This window comes from Streptomyces sp. NPDC059477 (genome assembly GCF_042749375.1).
GTDB lineage: Bacteria > Actinomycetota > Actinomycetes > Streptomycetales > Streptomycetaceae > Streptomyces.
Genome location: NZ_JBHYUG010000048.1, coordinates 12,489 through 30,461 on the forward strand (window position 1 = coordinate 12,489; position 17,973 = coordinate 30,461).

15 protein-coding genes, 1 tRNA gene and 2 pseudogenes are annotated in these 17,973 nt (G+C 71.4%); 12 read left to right on the top strand and 6 right to left on the bottom strand.

Going from position 1 to position 17,973, the window contains the following annotated elements; translation table 11 throughout:
* Positions 1-16: 16 nt before the first annotated feature.
* Positions 17-1,603, top strand: a complete 1,587-nt coding sequence (gene gadC, locus ACFXAZ_RS23280) for a putative glutamine/gamma-aminobutyrate antiporter GadC (RefSeq protein ID WP_384594417.1) — start codon at positions 17-19, stop codon at positions 1,601-1,603.
* The gene (gene glsA / locus ACFXAZ_RS23285) at positions 1,600-2,589 is read left to right on the top strand and encodes a glutaminase A (protein ID WP_384594420.1); all 990 of its coding nucleotides are present in this window, start codon (positions 1,600-1,602) and stop codon (positions 2,587-2,589) included. The genes gadC and glsA overlap by 4 nt, the downstream gene beginning before the upstream one ends.
* 174 nt (positions 2,590-2,763) lie before the next feature.
* On the opposite strand, the pseudogene ACFXAZ_RS23290 reads toward glsA, so the two are convergent.
* Positions 2,764-3,228, bottom strand: a pseudogene (locus ACFXAZ_RS23290) (IS5 family transposase); the annotation flags it as partial.
* Between the two features lie 197 nt (positions 3,229-3,425).
* On the opposite strand from ACFXAZ_RS23290, the pseudogene ACFXAZ_RS23295 reads away from it, so the two are divergent.
* A pseudogene (locus ACFXAZ_RS23295) lies at positions 3,426-3,788 on the top strand (tyrosine-type recombinase/integrase); the annotation flags it as partial.
* Positions 3,789-4,046: 258 nt separating this feature from the next.
* Here ACFXAZ_RS23295 and ACFXAZ_RS23300 read toward each other — a convergent pair.
* Positions 4,047-4,120: transfer RNA gene (locus tag ACFXAZ_RS23300), tRNA-Pro, on the bottom strand.
* Positions 4,121-4,212: 92 nt separating this feature from the next.
* Here ACFXAZ_RS23300 and ACFXAZ_RS23305 point away from each other — a divergent pair.
* From ACFXAZ_RS23305 to ACFXAZ_RS23315, 3 genes are all read left to right on the top strand, one after another.
* A complete protein-coding gene (locus tag ACFXAZ_RS23305; RefSeq protein ID WP_384594422.1) occupies positions 4,213-4,725 on the top strand; it encodes a DUF309 domain-containing protein in 513 nt (170 codons plus the stop codon).
* 67 nt (positions 4,726-4,792) lie between these two features.
* Positions 4,793-5,566, top strand: a complete 774-nt coding sequence (gene cobF, locus ACFXAZ_RS23310; protein ID WP_384594425.1) for a precorrin-6A synthase (deacetylating) — start codon at positions 4,793-4,795, stop codon at positions 5,564-5,566.
* A 330-nt stretch (positions 5,567-5,896) separates the two neighbouring features.
* Complete coding sequence (locus tag ACFXAZ_RS23315; RefSeq protein WP_384594428.1) at positions 5,897-7,975, top strand: MDR family MFS transporter; 2,079 nt, start codon at positions 5,897-5,899, stop codon at positions 7,973-7,975.
* Between the two features lie 167 nt (positions 7,976-8,142).
* Here the strand turns inward: ACFXAZ_RS23315 and ACFXAZ_RS23320 are convergent, their stop codons facing one another.
* On the bottom strand, positions 8,143-8,907 hold the full coding sequence (locus ACFXAZ_RS23320) for a cobalt-precorrin-6A reductase (protein WP_384594431.1): 765 nt from the start codon (positions 8,905-8,907) through the stop codon (positions 8,143-8,145).
* Positions 8,908-8,933: 26 nt separating this feature from the next.
* The gene (locus tag ACFXAZ_RS23325; protein WP_384594434.1) at positions 8,934-9,710 is read right to left on the bottom strand and encodes a sulfite exporter TauE/SafE family protein; all 777 of its coding nucleotides are present in this window, start codon (positions 9,708-9,710) and stop codon (positions 8,934-8,936) included.
* A 336-nt stretch (positions 9,711-10,046) separates the two neighbouring features.
* Between ACFXAZ_RS23325 and ACFXAZ_RS23330 the strand changes: the two genes are divergently transcribed.
* The gene (locus tag ACFXAZ_RS23330) at positions 10,047-10,859 is read left to right on the top strand and encodes an SAM-dependent methyltransferase (protein ID WP_384594437.1); all 813 of its coding nucleotides are present in this window, start codon (positions 10,047-10,049) and stop codon (positions 10,857-10,859) included.
* An 82-nt stretch (positions 10,860-10,941) separates the two neighbouring features.
* Here the strand turns inward: ACFXAZ_RS23330 and ACFXAZ_RS23335 are convergent, their stop codons facing one another.
* Entirely contained in the window at positions 10,942-12,183 is a 1,242-nt protein-coding gene (locus tag ACFXAZ_RS23335; RefSeq protein ID WP_384594440.1) for an amidohydrolase, read from the bottom strand.
* Between the two features lie 83 nt (positions 12,184-12,266).
* On the bottom strand, positions 12,267-13,178 hold the full coding sequence (locus ACFXAZ_RS23340; RefSeq protein ID WP_384594443.1) for a Cof-type HAD-IIB family hydrolase: 912 nt from the start codon (positions 13,176-13,178) through the stop codon (positions 12,267-12,269).
* A gap of 243 nt (positions 13,179-13,421) precedes the next feature.
* Between ACFXAZ_RS23340 and ACFXAZ_RS23345 the strand changes: the two genes are divergently transcribed.
* From ACFXAZ_RS23345 to ACFXAZ_RS23365, 5 genes are all read left to right on the top strand, one after another.
* Entirely contained in the window at positions 13,422-14,234 is an 813-nt protein-coding gene (locus ACFXAZ_RS23345; RefSeq protein ID WP_384594446.1) for an SAM-dependent methyltransferase, read from the top strand.
* Between the two features lie 40 nt (positions 14,235-14,274).
* On the top strand, positions 14,275-15,696 hold the full coding sequence (locus ACFXAZ_RS23350) for a glutamine synthetase family protein (protein ID WP_384594449.1): 1,422 nt from the start codon (positions 14,275-14,277) through the stop codon (positions 15,694-15,696).
* A 1-nt stretch (position 15,697) separates the two neighbouring features.
* Positions 15,698-16,831 (top strand): amidohydrolase family protein, encoded by a 1,134-nt coding sequence (locus tag ACFXAZ_RS23355; RefSeq protein WP_384594451.1) that lies wholly within the window; start codon positions 15,698-15,700, stop codon positions 16,829-16,831.
* 15 nt (positions 16,832-16,846) lie between these two features.
* Entirely contained in the window at positions 16,847-17,383 is a 537-nt protein-coding gene (locus ACFXAZ_RS23360; protein ID WP_382687064.1) for an NUDIX hydrolase family protein, read from the top strand.
* Between the two features lie 160 nt (positions 17,384-17,543).
* The gene (locus ACFXAZ_RS23365; RefSeq protein WP_384594455.1) at positions 17,544-17,963 is read left to right on the top strand and encodes a molybdopterin-binding protein; all 420 of its coding nucleotides are present in this window, start codon (positions 17,544-17,546) and stop codon (positions 17,961-17,963) included.
* The last annotated feature ends 10 nt before the right edge of the window (positions 17,964-17,973 follow it).

Below are 17,973 nucleotides of genomic sequence, written 5' to 3' on the forward strand. Positions count from 1 at the left end.
TACGAAAGGCCGGCCGATGAACGGCAGGACTGAGCTCCCACCAGAGGAGAAGGCGCCGGGGGTCAGCCAGAAGAGGCTGACCATCGCCGCACTCGTGATCATGAACATGGTCGCGGTCATCAGCCTGCGCGGACTTCCGGCCGAAGCCGAGTACGGGCTCAGCTCGATCTTCTACTACGTGTTCGCAGCCGTCTTCTTCCTGGTCCCGGTCTCCCTGGTGGCGGCGGAACTGGCAACGGGGTGGCCGGAGAAGGGCGGTGTCTTCCGCTGGGTCGGGGAGGCATTCGGCGGACGGCTCGCCTTCCTGGCCATGTCGATGCTGTTCATCGAGGTCACCATCTGGTTCCCGACCGCGCTCACCTTCGGTGCCGTGGCGCTGGCCTACACCGGCCCGGACAAGGGGCTGGACGCACAGCTCTCGGGGAAGCGGTTCTTCGTGCTGGCCGTCGTGCTCATCGTGTACTGGCTGGCGACGTTCGTTGCGTTCCGCGGGGTGGCGTCGTTCTCCCGGGTCGCGAAGTGGGGCGGCATCATCGGGACGATCGTTCCCGCGGGCATCCTCATCGTTCTGGGCTTCTCCTACGTGATCGCCGGGAACAGCCCAAGGATCGACACCGGCTGGGGCGAGCTCCTGCCGGACTTCGGCAACTTCAGCAACGTCGTCCTCGCTGCGAGCATCTTCCTTTTCTACGCCGGCATGGAGATGAACGCGATCCATGTCAAAGAGGTCAAGAACCCCTCGCGGAACTACCCGATCGCCATCCTCATCGCCGCGGTCGGAACCGTCGTCATCTTCGTCCTGGGCACCTTGGCCATCGCCTTCGTCGTACCGCACGCCGATATCAATCTCACGCAGAGCCTCCTGAGCGCGTACGGCGACATGTTCGACTGGGCGGGGATCTCCTGGGCGGCACCCATCGTGGCAGCCGCACTCGCGGTGGGGGTCCTCGCCGGGATCGTGACCTGGGTGGGCGGCCCTTCCTCCGGACTCCTCGTCGTAGCCAAGGGCGGCTACCTCCCCCGCTTCTTCCAGGTCACGAACGCACACGGTATGGCCACGCACATCATGTACCTCCAGGCCGGAATGGTGACGTTCCTGTCCGTACTCTTCGTGGTACTGCCATCCGTACAGGCGGCCTACCAGATCCTGAGCCAGCTCACCGTGATCCTGTATCTCGTCATGTATTTGATCATGTTCGCAGCGGCCATCCACCTGCGCTACAGCCAGCCGTACCGGCCCCGTCCCTACCGCATCCCGGGACGCGGGAACATCGGAATGTGGATCATCGCCGGGGCTGGTTTCATCGGCGCGCTGATCGCCTTCGTCCTCAGTTTTGTCCCGCCGGACCAGATCTCCATCGGCAGCCCCGCCCTCTACGTCGGCCTGCTGATGGGACTGGCGATCGTCTTCATTGCGCTGCCCCTGTGGATCTACGCGATCCGCAAGCCGCACTGGCGCGACCCGGATGCCGGGTTCGCCCCCTTCACCTGGCAGGCGGAAGGCCGCCACCCCGGTGTGCAGAGCGACTCCTCCGCCACCACCGGCGAACTCCTCCATCACCCGCCCCTCAAGGGGCCTTCCGGACCCGGGAACGCCCCGTGACGATCTGCGCCTCACGGATCCAGAGAACCCTCAACGCCGCACACGCCGACCACGCCGCCAACACGACCGGGGCGAACGCCGACTACATCCCCTCCCTCTCCACCGTCGACCCGAACCTCTTCGGCATCGCCGTCGTGACAGTCGCCGGCGAGGTCATCGAGGCGGGCGACAGCCGCCACGAGTTCGCCCTCGAATCGATCTCAAAGGTCTTCACCCTGGCCCTGGCCATGGAAGACGTAGGCCCGCAGGTCATCAGAGCGAAGGTCGGAGCCGACCCGACCGGGCTGCCCTTCGGCTCGGTCATGGCACTCGAACTCCACGGCGACAAGCCCCTCACCCCGCTGGTCAACGCCGGCGCGCTGTCGACGACCAGCCTGGTGCGCGCCAGCACGCCGTCGCAACGATGGCAACGCATCCTCAAGACGCAGAGAGCGTTCGCCGGAAGGGACATCTCCCTGAGCAAGGAGGTCGACGCCTCCGAGCAGAGCACGAACTTCCACAACCGGGCCATCGCGTGGCTGCTCTACAGCGCGGGAGCCATGTACGCGGACCCCATGGAAACCTGCGAGGTCTACACCCGCCAGTGCTCGACCATGGTCACCACCACCGACCTCGCCGTCATGGGCGCCACTCTCGCGGCAGGCGGAACCAACCCCGTGACCGGACACCGCGTGATCCGGGACACGTACATTCCCCGCATCCTCGCCGAGATGACCATGGAAGGCCTGTACGACACCTCCGGCGACTGGGCCTACACCGTCGGCCTGCCAGGCAAGAGCGGCGTCGGGGGCGGACTCCTCGCCGTCGCCCCCGGCCGACTCGCCATCGCGGCGTTCTCACCGCCCCTGGACCCGGTCGGCAACAGCGTGCGCGGCTGCGCGGCCATCGCCCAGATCGCCCACGACCTCGGACTCAACCTCTACCAGTCCCCAACCCCAGTAAGGACATCTCAGGCCGCCCCCGCACCCCCCGGCAGCAGCACATGACATCGACCGCAGCACCCAGCCCACACCCCTGACGCCATCCAAGCACCAGGTGTGCGACACCCCAAGAGATCCCCCGAGCCCGGGTGAGTCACCAACCTCGTGGCCAGGGGGTTCTTCCTCCCTCGTATGTTCTGCGACTCTGTGACGCAGCATCGGGATTCTTAAGACATCGTTTCAGTTGGTGAGTCTGCGGTGGCAGATGAGGGCTGCGGCTATGCCGACGAAGGCGAGGAAGTGCTCGGGCTTGCGTTGGTGGCGGCGGTGGAGTCGTCGGCAGCCGGCCAGCCACGAAGCCGTGCGTTCGACCACCCAGCGGTGCCGACCCAGGCGCTGGGAGGACTTGACGCCCTTGCGTGCGTTGCGGTGGCGGATGCCTCTGCCGCGGAGCCATCGGCGCAGGTGGGCGTAGTCGTACCCCTTGTCGCTGTGGAGCTTGGCCGGGCGGCGGCGCCGCGGTCCGCGGCGGGAGCGGATGGGCGGGATGCCGTGTACGAGGGGCTGAAGGCCGAGGCTGTCGTGCATGTTCGCGGCCGAGATGCCCAGCGACAGCGGCAGCCCGTTCCGGTCCGTGATCAGGTGGATCTTCGACCCGCTCTTGCCGCGGTCGGTCGGATTCGGTCCGGTCAGCGGCCCCCTTTTGCTGCCCTCACGCCGGCTGGCAGAAGCTCTACAAGCAGACCGAGGACGAACTCCTCGACCCACGCGCGCTGGGCCTGCCCGACTGGGAGACCCTCGTTGCGCTGGCCGACGCGCTCGTGGCCGCCTCTCACGACCGGTACCGCGGCTGGGGAGATGTGGTCGTCTTCGCCGCGTGCGCCGCCGCACGGATCGGCGAGGTGTCGGGCTGCCGCGTCGGGGACATCGACACCACGCAGTGGATCTGGACCGTTCGGCGCCAGACCACACCCGCGCCCGGCGGGCTGACCGACAAGGGCACCAAGGGCAAGCGGGCCCGCAAGGTTCCCATCGTCGAGGAGATCCGTCCCCTCGTCGCCCAGCGCATTCTGTCCGCCGGCCCGAATCCCGATGCCCGTCTGTTCACCGGCCCGCGCGGCGGACGCATCTCCACCGCCGTCCTGCGCGACGCCACACACGGGGACGACGTGGTCACCAAGCTCGGCTACGAGCACCTGCGCCGCCACGATCTCCGGCACACCGGACCGACCTGGTTCGCCGACGCCGGAGTCCAGGTCCGCGTCCCCCGCAGGATCGCCGGCCACGGATCCCTGACCACCACCCGGCGCTACCTCCACCCGGACGTCCACAAGATCACCGCCGCCGGAGCGACACTCTCCGTACACCTCAGCGCGCTGCGCGCACCACGCACGCTACCGAGCCCCATCGTCATGACCTGCTGCCCCCGGTCAAGGGCCCTGGTCCCCAACTGGTCCCCAGGAACGATCAAGGGCCGGTCTCGGATCTCTCCGAAACCGGCCCTGAACTACGACTGTCTCCAGTCGGGACGACAGGATTTGAACCTGCGACCCCTTGACCCCCAGTCAAGTGCGCTACCAAGCTGCGCCACGTCCCGATGCGCGTCCCGCGCCAAGGCGGTGAGGTGGGGAATCGCGCGGGACGTACATTACCCCACGTCCCGGGGCGGCCGTCGCGGACAATCGTCCTATGGACCATCGCAGCGAAACCGACGGGCGGCGTGACCGGGACAGTGACGGCCGGGCACGTAGTGCCCGGCCCCGGGACGGGCTGGGGCGGCCGTTGCCGTACGGGGCGACGGGGGTGGCTCGGCAGCCCGAGGGGATCGTGCGGACGCCGGAGGACACGGTGATGGAGGCGCAGGCGCTGCTGGACGCGGGGCGGCCGTTCCACGCGCATGAGGTGTTCGAGGACGCGTGGAAGGCGCGGCCGGGCGAGGAGCGCGGGCTGTGGCGCGGACTCGCGCAGCTCGCCGTGGGGCTGACACACGCGGCGCGCGGGAATCCGACGGGCGGGGCGCGGCTGTTGCGGCGGGGGGCGGGCGCGGTCGAGGAGTGGGCGGCGGAGTCGGGGCGGGCACGGCCGTACGGGATGGATCTCGGGGGGCTGGTGCGCTGGGCGCGGGACCTGGCGGCCGAGGTGGCGCGGGACGCGGCGAAGGTGGACGCGGTGGCGCGGGCGCCCCGGCTGCGTGGGCGGTGACCCGGAGCGGTGCGGGGCGGGGGTGGCGGCGGTCGCGTTGTCAGTGGCGTACGGCAGACTCGACGGTGTGCGAGAGATTCATGTCATCGGTATCGGCGCGGGCGACCCGGAGCAGCTCACCCTTCAGGCGGTGCGGGCGCTGCGGAGCACGGATGTGTTCTTCCTGCTCGACAAGGGCGAGGTGAAGTCGGATCTCACCGGGCTGCGCCGGGAGTTGCTGGAGGCGCACATACCCGAGGGCACCTACCGGATCGTGGAGGCAAGCGATCCGGAGCGGGACCGTGCGGCGGGCGGTACGCGGTACTCGCCGGCCGTGGAGGACTGGCGCAGCGCGCGGGCGGCGCTGTACGAGCGGCTGATCGCCGAGGAGCTGGGCGAGGACGAGCACGGGGCGTTCCTGGTGTGGGGGGATCCCGCGCTGTACGACAGCACGCTCGGGATCCTTGAGGAGGTGCTGGCGCGAGGCGCGGTGGCCTTCGCGTACGACGTGGTGCCCGGGATCAGCAGTGTCTCGGCGCTGGTCGCCCGGCATCGCACCGGGCTGAACAGAGTGGCGCGGCCGGTGCAGATCACCACGGGGCGGCGGCTCGCCGAGGGTTTCCCGGAAGGCGTGGACGACGTGGTGGTGATGCTCGACGCCCACCAGGTGTTCCGGAAGTACGCGGACCAGGACATCGACATCTACTGGGGCGCGTACATCGGCACCCCGGACGAGATCCTCGACTCGGGCCCGATCGCCGAGGCGGCGCCGCGCATCGAGCGGGCGCGGGCCGAGGCCCGGGAGCGCAAGGGCTGGATCATGGACACCTACCTGCTGCGGCGCCGAAGAGCGGACGGCTGACCGACACGGTCCACCGTGCCTGCGGTGTCGCGGTGCGGCACCCGCACGGTCGCGGTCCTCGACACCGGCACGGTCGCGGTCCTCGGTACCCGTGCGGTCGCGGTCCTCGGTACCCGTGCGCTCGCCGTCCTCGACACCCGCACGATCGCCGTCCTCGGTACCCGTGCGCTCGCCGTCCGCGCTGCCCATGCGCTCGTGGTCCGCAGTGCCCGTCCGGTCGCGGACCACCCCCCTGCGGTCCCGGATCACCCCACCCCCGGTCCCGGACCACGGCACCCGTGCGGTCGGTCCTGACATGCGGGGATGGACAGGTGGTGTGATCGTGGCTCAGTGACAGTCGCCGAGGAGATCGCCCCGCCCGCGGCCCAGCCGCCCGTTCTCGACAGACGACGGCGCAATGTCGTCTTCGTGACGATCATGCTCGGTGTGCTGCTGGCGGCACTGGACCAGACGATCGTGGGCACGGCGCTGCCGACGATCGTGTCGGATCTGGGCGGCGCCGAGCACATGTCGTGGGTGGTCACGTCGTATCTGCTCGCGGAGACCGTGTCGACCGTGCTGGTCGGCAAGTTCGGCGACCTGTTCGGGCGCAAGGTGGTCTTCCAGGTCTCGGCGATCGTCTTCATCACCGGTTCGTTCCTGTGCGGTCTGGCGTCCAACATGACGCTGCTGATCGTGTGGCGGGGCATGCAGGGTGTCGGCGCGGGCGGGCTGATGGTGACGGCGATGGCGCTGATCGCCGACGTCATCCCGCTGCGGGAGCGCGGCAAGTACCAGGGCGCGATCGGGGCGGTGTTCGGGGTGGCCACGGTCATCGGGCCGTTGCTCGGCGGGCTGTTCACCGACCATCTGACCTGGCGCTGGGCGTTCTACATCAACGTCCCGATCGCGGTCCTCGTGGTGGTCGCGGCGGCCCGGACGATCCCGGTGGTGAAGTCGGTGTCCCGGCCGATCATCGACTATCTCGGCATCGCCGCCGTCGCGGTCGGCGCCAGCGCGCTGATCCTGGGGACGAGTTGGGGCGGCAACGAGTACGCGTGGGGCTCCCCCGTGATCATCGGGCTGTTCGTGGGCGGGGTGGTGGCGCTCGGCCTGTTCTGCTGGGTGGAGACCCGGGCGGCCGAACCGATGCTGCCGATGCGGCTGTTCGGCAACCCGGTGTTCACGGTGTGCTCGGTGCTCAGCTTCATCGTCGGTTTCGCGATGCTCGGCGCGATGACGTACCTGCCGACGTATCTCCAGTACGTCGACGGCGACTCGGCGACGATCTCCGGGGTCCGTACGCTCCCCATGGTGTTCGGACTGCTGATCGCGTCGGTGTTCAGCGGCAATGTGGTCAGCCAGACCGGCAGATACCGGCTGTTCCCGGTCGTCGGCTCGCTGGTGATGGGCGCCGGCCTGTATCTGATGTCCCTGATGGGGCCGGACACCGGGGTCTGGCTGGAGTCGCTGTACATGTTCGTGCTGGGCACCGGCATCGGTCTGGGCATGCAGGTGCTGACCATCGTCGTGCAGAACACCGTTGTCTACGCCGATCTGGGCACCGCCACCTCCGGGGTCACCTTCTTCCGGACACTGGGCAGTTCCTTCGGCACCGCCGTGTTCGGCACGATCTACACCAACTCGCTCACCCCCAACCTCCGCGACGGGATCACCTCGGCCATCGCGACCGGGGCCGCCGATCCACGGACGATCACGCGTGCGGCGACCAGCCCCGAGGGCCTGCACCGGCTGCCCGCCGAGGCGGCGGCACCGATCATCCACGCGTACGCCGAGACGCTCCAGACCGTCTTCCGGTGGACCGTGCCGATCGCGGCCGTGGGCTTCGTGGTCGCCCTGTTCCTCAAACAGGTCCCGCTCCGCGACAGCTCACGGCTGTCCTCGACCGACATGGGAGACGCCTTCGCCCAGCCGCACGGCCCCGACTCCCAGCGGGTTCTGGAGGGTTCCGTCGGCCGGATCCTCGGCACCACCGACCTGGACACCGCGCGGCGGCTGGTGCGTGACTCCGACACCCGGCTCGACCCGGCGGGCGCGTGGGCGGTGATGCAGGTCGAACTGTTCACCCGCCTCGTGGGCCACGCCAGCCTGGGCCTGATCGCGGCCCGCCGCCACATGCCGCCGGAAGTCCTGCTGCCGGTCTTCGACCGTATGGTCCAGGAGGGCTATCTCACCCGTGACGGCTCCCTCTTCTCCCACACCGAGGCCGGTGCGCGCGAGGCCCGCGTGATCACCGACGCGTGGGCCGCCTGGCTGGAACAACGCGTCGAGCAGGACATCGGCCGCCCCTCGGGCAAGGACCTCCGCGCCGCGGTGGACACCATCGCCAAGCGCCTCCTGGTGGAGGACCTGAGCCAGGTACTCCCCACCCCCACCACCAACCCAACCTCGGACCCGGCTCCGGCCTGACCTGCACCTCCCGAGGGCACGCGCACACCGCAGGGCAATTCGGCGAGGACACAACCAACGCCCACCCCAACCCCCCAGAGGCGCGGGGAACTGCGCGACCAGCCACAACGCACCCACACCCGAAAAGCCCCCCAGCCCAACCCTCGCCCCCTCACCCGATCCCAGGTTCACCCCGCACAACCCACCCCCTCAAGCCACCCCACCACCCCCGCCACATCACCCACGACCACCCCCACCCCCACCGGCAGCGCAGGCCGCTCGACCACCACCACCGGCAACCCGGCCTCCCGCGCGGCGACCAGCTTCGCCGAGGTAGCCCCACCCCCACTGTCCTTCGTGACCACCACGTCAATGCGATACGCCCGCAGCAGCGCACGCTCATCGGCCACCCCGAACGGCCCCCGCCCCAGCACCACCTCCGTGTGCACCGGCACCGGCGGCTCAGGCGCCTCCACCGATCGCACCACGAATTCATTGCCGTCGAGAGAGGCGAACGCGGCGAGCCCCAACCGCCCGGTGGTGAGCAGCACCCGGCGCCCGAGGGAAGGAACGACCGACGCCGCGGCGGCGAGCGAGGGAACCCGGTGCCACCGATCCCCCGGCACCGACCGCCACCCGGGACGCCGCAGCACGACAAGGGGCACCCCGGTGATGGACGCGGCCCCCGCCGCGTTCCCCGTGATCCGCTCGGCGAACGGATGCGTGGCGTCGACCACCGCGTCCACCGCGTGCTCCCGCAGCCACCCGGCGAGCCCGTCCACCCCGCCGAACCCACCGATCCGCACCTCCCCCGCCACCGCCCCCGGCCGGGCCACCCGCCCGGCCAGCGAGGTCGTCACCCGCACCCCCGGCCGCACGGCGAGCACGGCGGCCAGTTCACGCGCCTCGGTGGTGCCGCCGAGGAGGAGGATGTGCGGGGAGGTGCGGGACATGGGCCGAGCGTACGGGGCGGCTCCGGTCACCGGAGCAGCAGCTGAACCCCGCCGACCACCGTCGCCGCGATCACGAGTTGTTCGAACATCCGCTGGTTGATCCTGTTCACAGCCCATCTGCCGAGCAACGCACCCGGCAGCACGAACACCACCAGCGCCGCGTCCAGCAGCAGCGACCGCGCGTCGATCAACCCCAGCCCCACACTGAACGGCACCTTGGACACATTCACGATCAGGAAGAAGAACGCCGACGTCCCCAGGAAGCCCAGCTTCCGAAAGCCCGCCGACAGCAGATACATCGACATCACCGGTCCCCCGGCGTTGGCGACCATCGTCGTGAACCCGCCGAGCACCCCGTACGACCGCGCCTTCACCCGCCCCGACCGCGTCACGATCTCGTCCGGGTCGGCCTCCCGCGCGCTCTCCTGGCGGCGCCGCCACACCGTGACAGCCGCCATCAGCAGCAGGATCGCGCCGATCGAGGTCCGCACCTGGGCGTCGTCCGCCCACAGCAGGAACACGGTGCCGAGCACCACCCCCGCCCCGACCGCCGGGAACAGCCGCCACAGCGTGGGCCAGTGGGCGTGCCGCCGGTACACGAGCACCGCGAGCACATCACCGGCGATCAGCACCGGCAGCAGGATCCCGGTGGACTCGCGGGCGGGCAGCACCGCGGCGAAGACCGCGAGACTGACCGTGTTGGCCCCGCTCACCGCGGTCTTGGAGAAGCCGACGAGCAGCGCGGCGAAGGCGAGCGCCGCGAACCCCCCACCGGATATGTGCCAGAGCGTCATCGTGTCCATGCCGACACCGATGCTAGATCCACGCAACTGCCCCCCGTAAGGTCCGACGTAAGGAGTGACTCATCACACGGCCGCCCCCCACACACCCCACACGTACCTACACACCCCCACCCATCGCCCCACACCGCCCCACACCGCCCAGCCGATACACACGCCCCTCCCCGTCCCCTCCCCGTCGACGCGTGGCCGAAGACCGACTCCGATCGGCCCCCGCCGCCGTGCCAGACTGCCTCGGACACCTGAGTGACACCCCGACGGACATCCGGCCGGACTCCCAGCGCCGAGGTGTCGTACGACGCTGGGCAGCACCCGAAGGCCGGGAAAGAGGAGCGCCCTGTGACCGGGACCGAGCCGACCGGCCCGCTGATCGACACGACCAGGCCGCACCCCGCGCGGGTGTACGACTGGTTCCTCGGCGGCAAGGACAACTACCCGGTCGACGAGGAACTCGGCCACCGGATCATGTCCATCGACACCGGCGCCCCGCGCGCGGCCCGCAGCAACCGCTGGTTCATGCAGCGGGCGACCCGGCTGCTGGCGCGACAGGAGGGAATCAGCCAGTTCCTGGACATCGGCTCCGGGATACCCACCGAGCCCAACCTCCATCAGCTGGCCCAGGCCGTGACGCCCGAGGCCCGGATCCTGTATGTCGACAACGACCCGATCGTCCTGGCGCATGCCGCCGCCCTGCTGCGCGGGACCCCTGAGGGCAGGACGGAGTACGTCCAGGCCGACGCCCGGAACGCGCGCACGATCATCGAACAGGCCGCGCGCGTCCTGGACTTCGACCGCCCCATCGCGCTGTCCCTGATCGCGCTGCTGCACTTCATCGCCGACGAGGACGGCGCCCACGACCTGGTGGGCACCCTTGTCGACGCGCTCGCGCCGGGCAGTTTCCTGGTGCTGTCCGCGCTGACGGCCGACTTCGAGCCGGAGAACGTACAGCGCGGTATAGAGGCGTACACGGCGGGTGGGGTCACCCTGGTCGCGCGCTCGCAGGGCGAGTTCGGCGGGTTCTTCAAGGGGCTCGACCTGGTGGCGCCGGGGGTCGTGGCGCTGCCCGAGTGGCACCCCGAACTGGCCGAGGACGAGTCGGACATCGGGGACAACCTGGTGTCCCTGTACGGCGCGGTCGGCCGCAAGCCCTGACGTCCAAGGCCCGCGAGATCCCGCCGCCGGGCGCCCCACGTGACGTAGGCCGGCTCGGTCCCCCATCCGAGCCGGCGGGCCCTCACGCCAGCCGGCTCAACGCCGCCGACACCAGCGTCCGCACTCCCGGTACCAGCGCCGCCGGATCCGGCGCGAACCGCGGGCTGTGATTGCCGGGGACGTTGGCGAACTTCTCCATGAGCCCGTCGCCGGGCGCCGCCGCCCAGACGTCCGGCGGGGTGGTGGTGACGTACCAGTAGTCGTACGGCACCCCCGGCGGCGGGAGCAGCGAGATGTCCTCGCTGCCCATCACCGGACCGAAGTCGAACACCGTGCCGGGCCCGAAGACCTCGCGGTGCACGGCGGCGATCTCCGCGTCGAGGGCGGCGTCGTTGACCGTGTTCGGATGGCCCGGCAGGACGGTGATCTCCGGCGGCACCGGGCAGCCGGCCGCGTCGCACTCGCCGCGCACGATCCGCTCGACGGCCGCCAGGACCCGGGCGCGCACGCCGGTGTCCTGAGTACGCAGATTCAGGGCGAGCCGGGCCTCGGCGGGGATGATGTTGTGCTGGGTGCCCGCGTGGAACTGCCCCACGGTCAGCACCGCGGAGTCCTTCGCGGCGACCTCGCGGGCGACGACGGTCTGCAACCGGGTGACGATGTGGGCCGCCGTCACCACCGGGTCGACGGTCGACTCCGGGCGTGACCCATGGCCGCCGACGCCGTGCACGACGACGTCGATGTCGTCGACGGCGGACATGGTCAGGCCGGGCGTGTGCGGGTAGAAGCCGACGGGTCCGGGCGCGGCGTGCTGGCCGAAGAGCACGTCGGGGCGCGGGAACCGCTCGCGCAGCCCGTCCGCCACCATCGCCCGCGCTCCCCCGCCGTTCTCCTCGGCCGGCTGCCCGATCACCACCAGCGTGCCGGACCAGCTGTCGCGGGCGGCGGCGAGGGCCTCGGCGGCGGCCATCAGCCAGGTGACATGCAGATCATGGCCGCAGGCATGCATCACCCCGTCGACGGTGGAGGCGTACGGCAGCCCGCTGGCCTCCCGGACGGGCAGCGCGTCCATGTCACCGCGCAGCCACACCACCGGCCCGTCGCCCTGGACGAGAACCCCGACCACACCGGTACCACCGACGCCCTCGGTGACCCCGTAACCGGCCGCCCGCAGCCGCCCGGCGAGCTTCGCGGCGGTCCGGTGCTCCTCGAACGACAGCTCGGGATGACGATGCAGATCACGGTAGAAGTCCGCCAGCTCCCCGGCCTCGATCCCGGAGGTGATGTCCCACGCCAGGCGGGCGACGGAGGCCGGCTCACCCATGCTGCGTCCCTCTCCTCGGTCCCGGTCCAGCTCTCGAACAGGTTCTCGCACTCCCCCCGGTCCTGCCCGTACGGCGACGCTCCTCAGAGGGGCGGATTGCCGCCCGGCAGCCCCAGCACCCGGCTGATCGTGCGCAGCACCCCGTTGTCGTTGTTCGACGGGGCCACATGGCGGGCCCGCGCCAGGATGTCGGGGTGGGCGTTGGCCATCGCGAAGGACCAGTCGGCGGTGTCGAGCATCTCCAGGTCGTTGAGGTAGTCGCCGAAGACCATGGTCTGGGCGGGGGTGATGCCCAGCTCGCGCTGGAGTCGCCGGACGGCGGCGCCCTTGTCGGCGGTGCGGTTCATGACGTCGACCCAGTGCGCGCCGGAGATCACGACCTGGTGGGTTCCGGCGAAGGGTGCCAGCGCCGGTGCGGTGGTCCGTTCGACGGCGCCGAAGTCGAAGAGGGCGACCTTGAGGATGTCGTCGTCCACGGCGGTGACGTCCTCGACGACCCGGTGCTGGACGTAGTACTTGCGCACCTCGGCGAGGAACGGCTCGTCGGCCCGTTCCACATAGGCGGACCGCTTGCCGCAGACGACGGCGCCGACATCGGCGCCGGACGCCACCAGTTCCCGTACCGTGCGCACGATCCGCGTGGCGACGCCGGGGGTGAGCGGGTCGGAGCTGAGTTCGACGCCGTCGCGGACCACGTACGTACCGTTCTCGGCGATGAACACCATGCCGTCGCGGGCGCGGGCGAACTCCCGGGCGAGGGTGGCGTACTGGCGTCCGCTGGCCGGGCTGAACAGCACTCCGCGCTCGCGCAGCAGGTCCAGGACGGTCCACAACTGCGGCGGCATCCGCTTGGCGTCGTCCAGCAGCGTGCCGTCCATGTCGGTGACGATCAGCCGGATGTCGGCGGGAGACCCCCTGTCCAGCCGGATGTCGGCGGGACGCCCCGCGTCCTCGGGGGCGGTGGGCGGCGGCGAGGTCGCGCGGGAGAAGGGCATGGACCGTTTCCTGTGGGGCGCCGGGAACACCGCCCGGGGCTGCGGATGAACATGCGTTCGCTGGATGTATCAGCCTACGGACATATGGACGTACGGCCGTCCAGCCTACCCGGCGCGCCCGCCGCCGCCCGCGCCCGGCGAGACCCTCGTCCCATTCCTAGGAAAGCCGATCATGGGCAGTGCACAATGACGGCGACACCGGCCGGGGCACGGCGGCCCCCGGGGGCGAGGAGGACGGACGACGTGAGCGAGAGCCCGACCCCGGCGGACGGACCGGCGGAGCCGAGGACGCCCGTGGCCCACAGCGCGCGGGTCTGGAACTACTGGGCCGGCGGCCGGGACAACTACGAGGTGGACGAGCGGGTCGGCGAGCGGGTCGCCGCGATGTTCCCGGTGATCCGTGACGTCGCCCATGCCAACCGGGCCTTCCTCGCCCGCGCGGTGGGCTTTCTCGCCCAGGAGTGCGGCACACGCCAGTTCCTGGACATCGGCATCGGGCTGCCCACCGTCGAGAACACCCATGAGATCGCCCAGCGTGTCGCCCCCGACGCGCGGATCGTGTACGTCGACAACGACCCGGTGGTGCTGATGTACGCCCGCGCCCTGCTGACCGGCACCAGCGAGGGGGCGACGGACTACGTCGACGCCGATGTGCGCGACCCGGAGGCGGTCGTCGAACGGGCCGCGAAGACCCTGGACCTCGACCGGCCGGTGGCCGTGCTCATGCTGGGCATACTGAACTTCGTCCAGGACACCGGTGAGGCGCGGGACATCGTGCGCCGGACGATGGCGGCGCTCCCGTCCGGCAGCCATCTGGTGCTGACCCACCCCACCGACGATCCCGCCCTCGGCGGCGAGGGCCAGCTCGCGGCGATGGCGTACTGGAACGAGCACGCCGGGCCCCCGATCACCGCCCGCGGCCGGGCCGAGACCGCTTCCCTGTTCGACGGGCTGGACCTTCTCGACCCCGGCCTGGTGTCGTGTTCGGCGTGGCGACCGGACGGCCAAGCCTCCGCCGTGGTACCGCAGTTCGGAGCGGTCGCCGTGAAGCCCTGACCCCGGCGCCGCCCGGACCGAGCACCACGCTGGAGGACACATGACCGCCGTCGCCCCCCTCGACCAGCTTGCCGATCCCGTGCCCGGTGGCCGTGCCGGGGAGGTGGAGCGGGCGACCGCGCTGGGCGCGGAGCTCGCCGGGCGCGGGGTGCACGGCATCGTGCTCGCCTACGTCGACACCGCCGGCGTCTGCCGGGTGAAGACGGTCCCGGCGGCCAAGCTGGCCACGGCGGTGGCGTGGGGCGTCGGCATGTCGCCGGTGTTCGACACGTTCCTCGCGGACGACTCGATCGTCACCACCGACGTCCTGGGCTCCCCCGACGGCGATCTGCGGCTCTACCCCGACCTCGACCAGCTCACCGTGCTGGCGGCGCAGCCCGGCTGGGCGTGGGCGCCGGTCGACCGGATCACCCAGGACGGCGAGCCGCACCCCGGCTGCTCCCGCACCTTCCTGCGCCACCTGGTGGCCCGTGCGGGGCGCGAGCACGGGCTGGACTTCCGCGCGGGCATCGAGATCGAGTGGACGGTCGCCCTGGCGGGCGTGCCGGACGACGGTTTCGTCCCGGCCACGACCGCTCCGGCGTACAGCGCGACCCGGCAGGTCGAGCTGAGCGACTACGCGGCGGAGCTGCTGGCGGTGTGCGCGGCGCAGGGGCTGGACGTGGACCAGTTCCATCCCGAGTACGCGGCCGGGCAGTTCGAGCTGTCGATCGCGCCGCTGGACCCGGTGGCGGCGGCCGACCGCAGCGTGCTGGTGCGGCAGACCGTGCGGGCGGTGGCCCAGCGGCACGGCCTGAAGGTGTCCTTCGCCCCGGCCGTGCGCGCCGAGGGTGTCGGCAACGGCGGCCATCTGCACCTGTCGGCCTGGCGCGACGGCGTGAACCTGCACACGGGCGGCGACCGCCGGCACGGCATGACGGCCACCGCCGAGTCCTTCGCGGCCGGGGTCCTCGCCCACCTCCCCGCGCTGACCGCCGTCACCGCGCCCAGCCCGGCGAGCTATCTGCGGCTGAAACCCTCCCAGTGGGCAGGGGTGTTCACCGCCTGGGGCCTGGAGACGCGGGAAGCGGGGCTACGGGTGATCCGGGGCACCGCGGGGCTGCGCGGCCGGTCCGCCAATCTGGAGGTCAAGCCGGTCGACCTGGCCGCCAACCCGTATCTCGCCCTCGGCTGCGCGATCGGCGCCGGGCTGGACGGGATCGGCGCGGGCGCCACGCTGCCCGAAGAGATCACCGGCGATCCGGCCCGGCTCGACGCCGCCGAGGCCAAGGCCAGGGACGTGCGCAGGCTGCCGGTCTCGCTGGCGGAGGCGGTGACGGAGTTCCGGGCGGACGACGTGCTGCGGGCCACCCTGGGCCCGGTCCTCGCGGACGCGGTGACCGCCGTACGGCAGGGCGAGATCGCGGCCGTCGCCGGGTTCGACGACGAGCGCGTGGCCGCCGCCTACCGGTGGAAGTACTGACATGGCGAAGGTGCGCGAGGCGCTGGACGCGCTGTGGCTGGTGGACCACCACTGCCACGGCGTGGTGACCGGCGCCCTGAGCCCGGAGGGCTTCGAGGACCTGCTCGGCGAGGGCGGGCCCGCCCCGGGGATCTCCCTGTTCGACACCCCGGCCGGTACCGCCGTACGCCGCCACTGCGCCCCCTTCCTCGACCTGCCCGCCCACGCCCCGCCCGCCGACTATCTGCGGCGCCGGGCCGAGCTGGGCCCCGACGAGGTCAACCGGCGATTTCTGGCCGCCGCCCGCACGGATGTGTTCTGCGTCGACACCGGCTTCGCGGCCGACCGGCTGACCCCGCCGGACGCGCTGGCCGGGGCGGCGGGCCGGGGGGCGGTGGCGTACGAGGTGGTACGGCTGGAGAGCCTCGCGGAGCGGGTCGCGGCCGGTGGCGTGGAGGCGGGCGAGTACGCCGACGCCGTACGGTCCGCCGCGCGGGCGGCGGTGGGGCGGCCCGGGGTGGTCGCGGTGAAGTCGGTGGCCGCGTACCGCACCGGCTTCGACCTGGACCCCAGACGCCCGGACGACCGCGCGGTCACCGGGGCGGCCCGGACCTGGCTGGCAGCGGGCGGCCGGCTGACGGACCCGGTGCTCGTACGGCAGCTGCTGTGGACGGCCGTCGACCTGGGGCTGCCGCTCCAGCTGCACACCGGGTTCGGGGACGCCGACCTGCGGCTGCACCGCGCCGACCCCGCCCTGCTGACCGACTGGCTGCGGCTGACGGCCGGCACGATCCCGGTCCTGCTCCTGCACTGCTGGCCCTACCAGCGGCAGGCCGGCCATCTCGCCGCCGTGTTCCCCCAGGTGTACCTCGATGTCGGCCTCACCCTGCACCACGTGGGACCGGTACGCGCGCGGGCGGTGCTGGAGGAGGCGCTGGAGATCACCCCGTACCGGAAACTGCTGCACAGCTCCGACGCCTTCGGGCTCGCGGAGTTCTACCATCTCGGCGCGCTCGCCTTCCGGCGCGGGCTCGCCGAGCTGCTCCAGGACCGCGTGGACGCGGGCGAGATGGCCCTGACGGACGCGCTGCGGGTCGCCGAGTGGGCGGGCCGGGAGAACGCTCGAAGGATCTACCGGATTTCCGACGACAACTGAAAGTATGATCTAGCAATGTCTGACATGACCGAGACCACGCCCGGCTGGCTGCCCTCCGACGAGCTGGAAGCGGCCCGTGCCCGGATGCCGATCCTGTACGTCGACGCGGTGCCGGTGCGTGTCGACGACAGCGGCGAGGTCACCAGCATCGGCCTGCTCCTGCGGATCGGACCGGACGGCACGGTCAGCCGCACCCTGGTCTCCGGCCGGGTGCTGCACCACGAGCGGGTACGGGACGCGCTGCTGCGCCACCTGGAGAAGGACCTCGGCCCGGTGGCCCTGCCCCGTATCCCGGCCTCCCTCCAGCCGTTCACCGTCGCCGAGTACTTCCCGACCCAGGGCATCACGCCGTACCACGACCCGCGTCAGCACGCCGTGTCGCTGGCGTACGTCGTCCCGGTCACCGGCGACTGCCGGCCCCGGCAGGACGCCCTCGACCTGGTGTGGTTCAGCCCGCAGGAGGCGCTGTCCGAGGCCGTGCACAGTGAGATGCCGGGCGGCCACAGCGCGCTGCTGCGGCAGGCGCTGGCGCATGTCGGGGTGGCGCCGTAGGGGGGCGACGACCGACCCCCGCCCGTCGGTGGCCCGGGGCACGTGACCGGTGTGCGGTGCGGGGGTTCGCGGTACTTTCTCCGGTTACGGTGGCCTCGCGCACGGTGACCGAAAATCGCCCCCGCGTACCCCCGTACCCACGCCTCCCGGGAGAACCGTCATGAGCCTGAGCATCCGTAACCAGCTGCCCGGCACCGTCACGTCCGTCACGCCCGGCGAGGCCATGGCGACCGTGAAGGTGCGGCTCGTGGGTGGCCAGGACCTGACCGCCGCCATCACCGCGGAGGCGGTCACCGACCTCGGCCTCGCGTCCGGGAGCGGGGTGCGCGCCCTGATCAAGTCCACCGAGGTCGCCCTCGCCACCGGCCCGGTCCAGGGGCTGTCGATCCGCAATCAGCTGCCGGGCACGGTCAGCGAGATCGCCGAGGGCGCCGCGATGGCGTCCGTGAAGGTGACCGTGGCGGGCGGCGAGCTGACGGCCGCGGTGACCAGGGACGCCGTCGACGATCTGGGCCTGCGCTCCGGCTCGTCGGTCGTGGCGCTCATCAAGGCGACGGAGGTGTCGCTGGCGGCGGGCTGAGGCCCCCTGT

What these genes read in the sequence shown, in the direction of transcription:
- gadC (WP_384594417.1), top strand. Translation starts at nt 17, where the DNA reads ATGAACGGCAGGACTGAGCTCCCACCAGAGGAGAAGGCGCCGGGGGTC.
- ACFXAZ_RS23305 (WP_384594422.1), top strand. Translation starts at nt 4,213, where the DNA reads ATGGACCATCGCAGCGAAACCGACGGGCGGCGTGACCGGGACAGTGAC.
- ACFXAZ_RS23320 (WP_384594431.1), bottom strand. Translation starts at nt 8,907, where the DNA reads ATGTCCCGCACCTCCCCGCACATCCTCCTCCTCGGCGGCACCACCGAG.
- ACFXAZ_RS23325 (WP_384594434.1), bottom strand. Translation starts at nt 9,710, where the DNA reads ATGGACACGATGACGCTCTGGCACATATCCGGTGGGGGGTTCGCGGCG.
- ACFXAZ_RS23335 (WP_384594440.1), bottom strand. Translation starts at nt 12,183, where the DNA reads ATGGGTGAGCCGGCCTCCGTCGCCCGCCTGGCGTGGGACATCACCTCC.
- ACFXAZ_RS23340 (WP_384594443.1), bottom strand. Translation starts at nt 13,178, where the DNA reads ATGCCCTTCTCCCGCGCGACCTCGCCGCCGCCCACCGCCCCCGAGGAC.
- ACFXAZ_RS23350 (WP_384594449.1), top strand. Translation starts at nt 14,275, where the DNA reads ATGACCGCCGTCGCCCCCCTCGACCAGCTTGCCGATCCCGTGCCCGGT.
- ACFXAZ_RS23355 (WP_384594451.1), top strand. Translation starts at nt 15,698, where the DNA reads ATGGCGAAGGTGCGCGAGGCGCTGGACGCGCTGTGGCTGGTGGACCAC.
- ACFXAZ_RS23360 (WP_382687064.1), top strand. Translation starts at nt 16,847, where the DNA reads ATGTCTGACATGACCGAGACCACGCCCGGCTGGCTGCCCTCCGACGAG.
- ACFXAZ_RS23365 (WP_384594455.1), top strand. Translation starts at nt 17,544, where the DNA reads ATGAGCCTGAGCATCCGTAACCAGCTGCCCGGCACCGTCACGTCCGTC.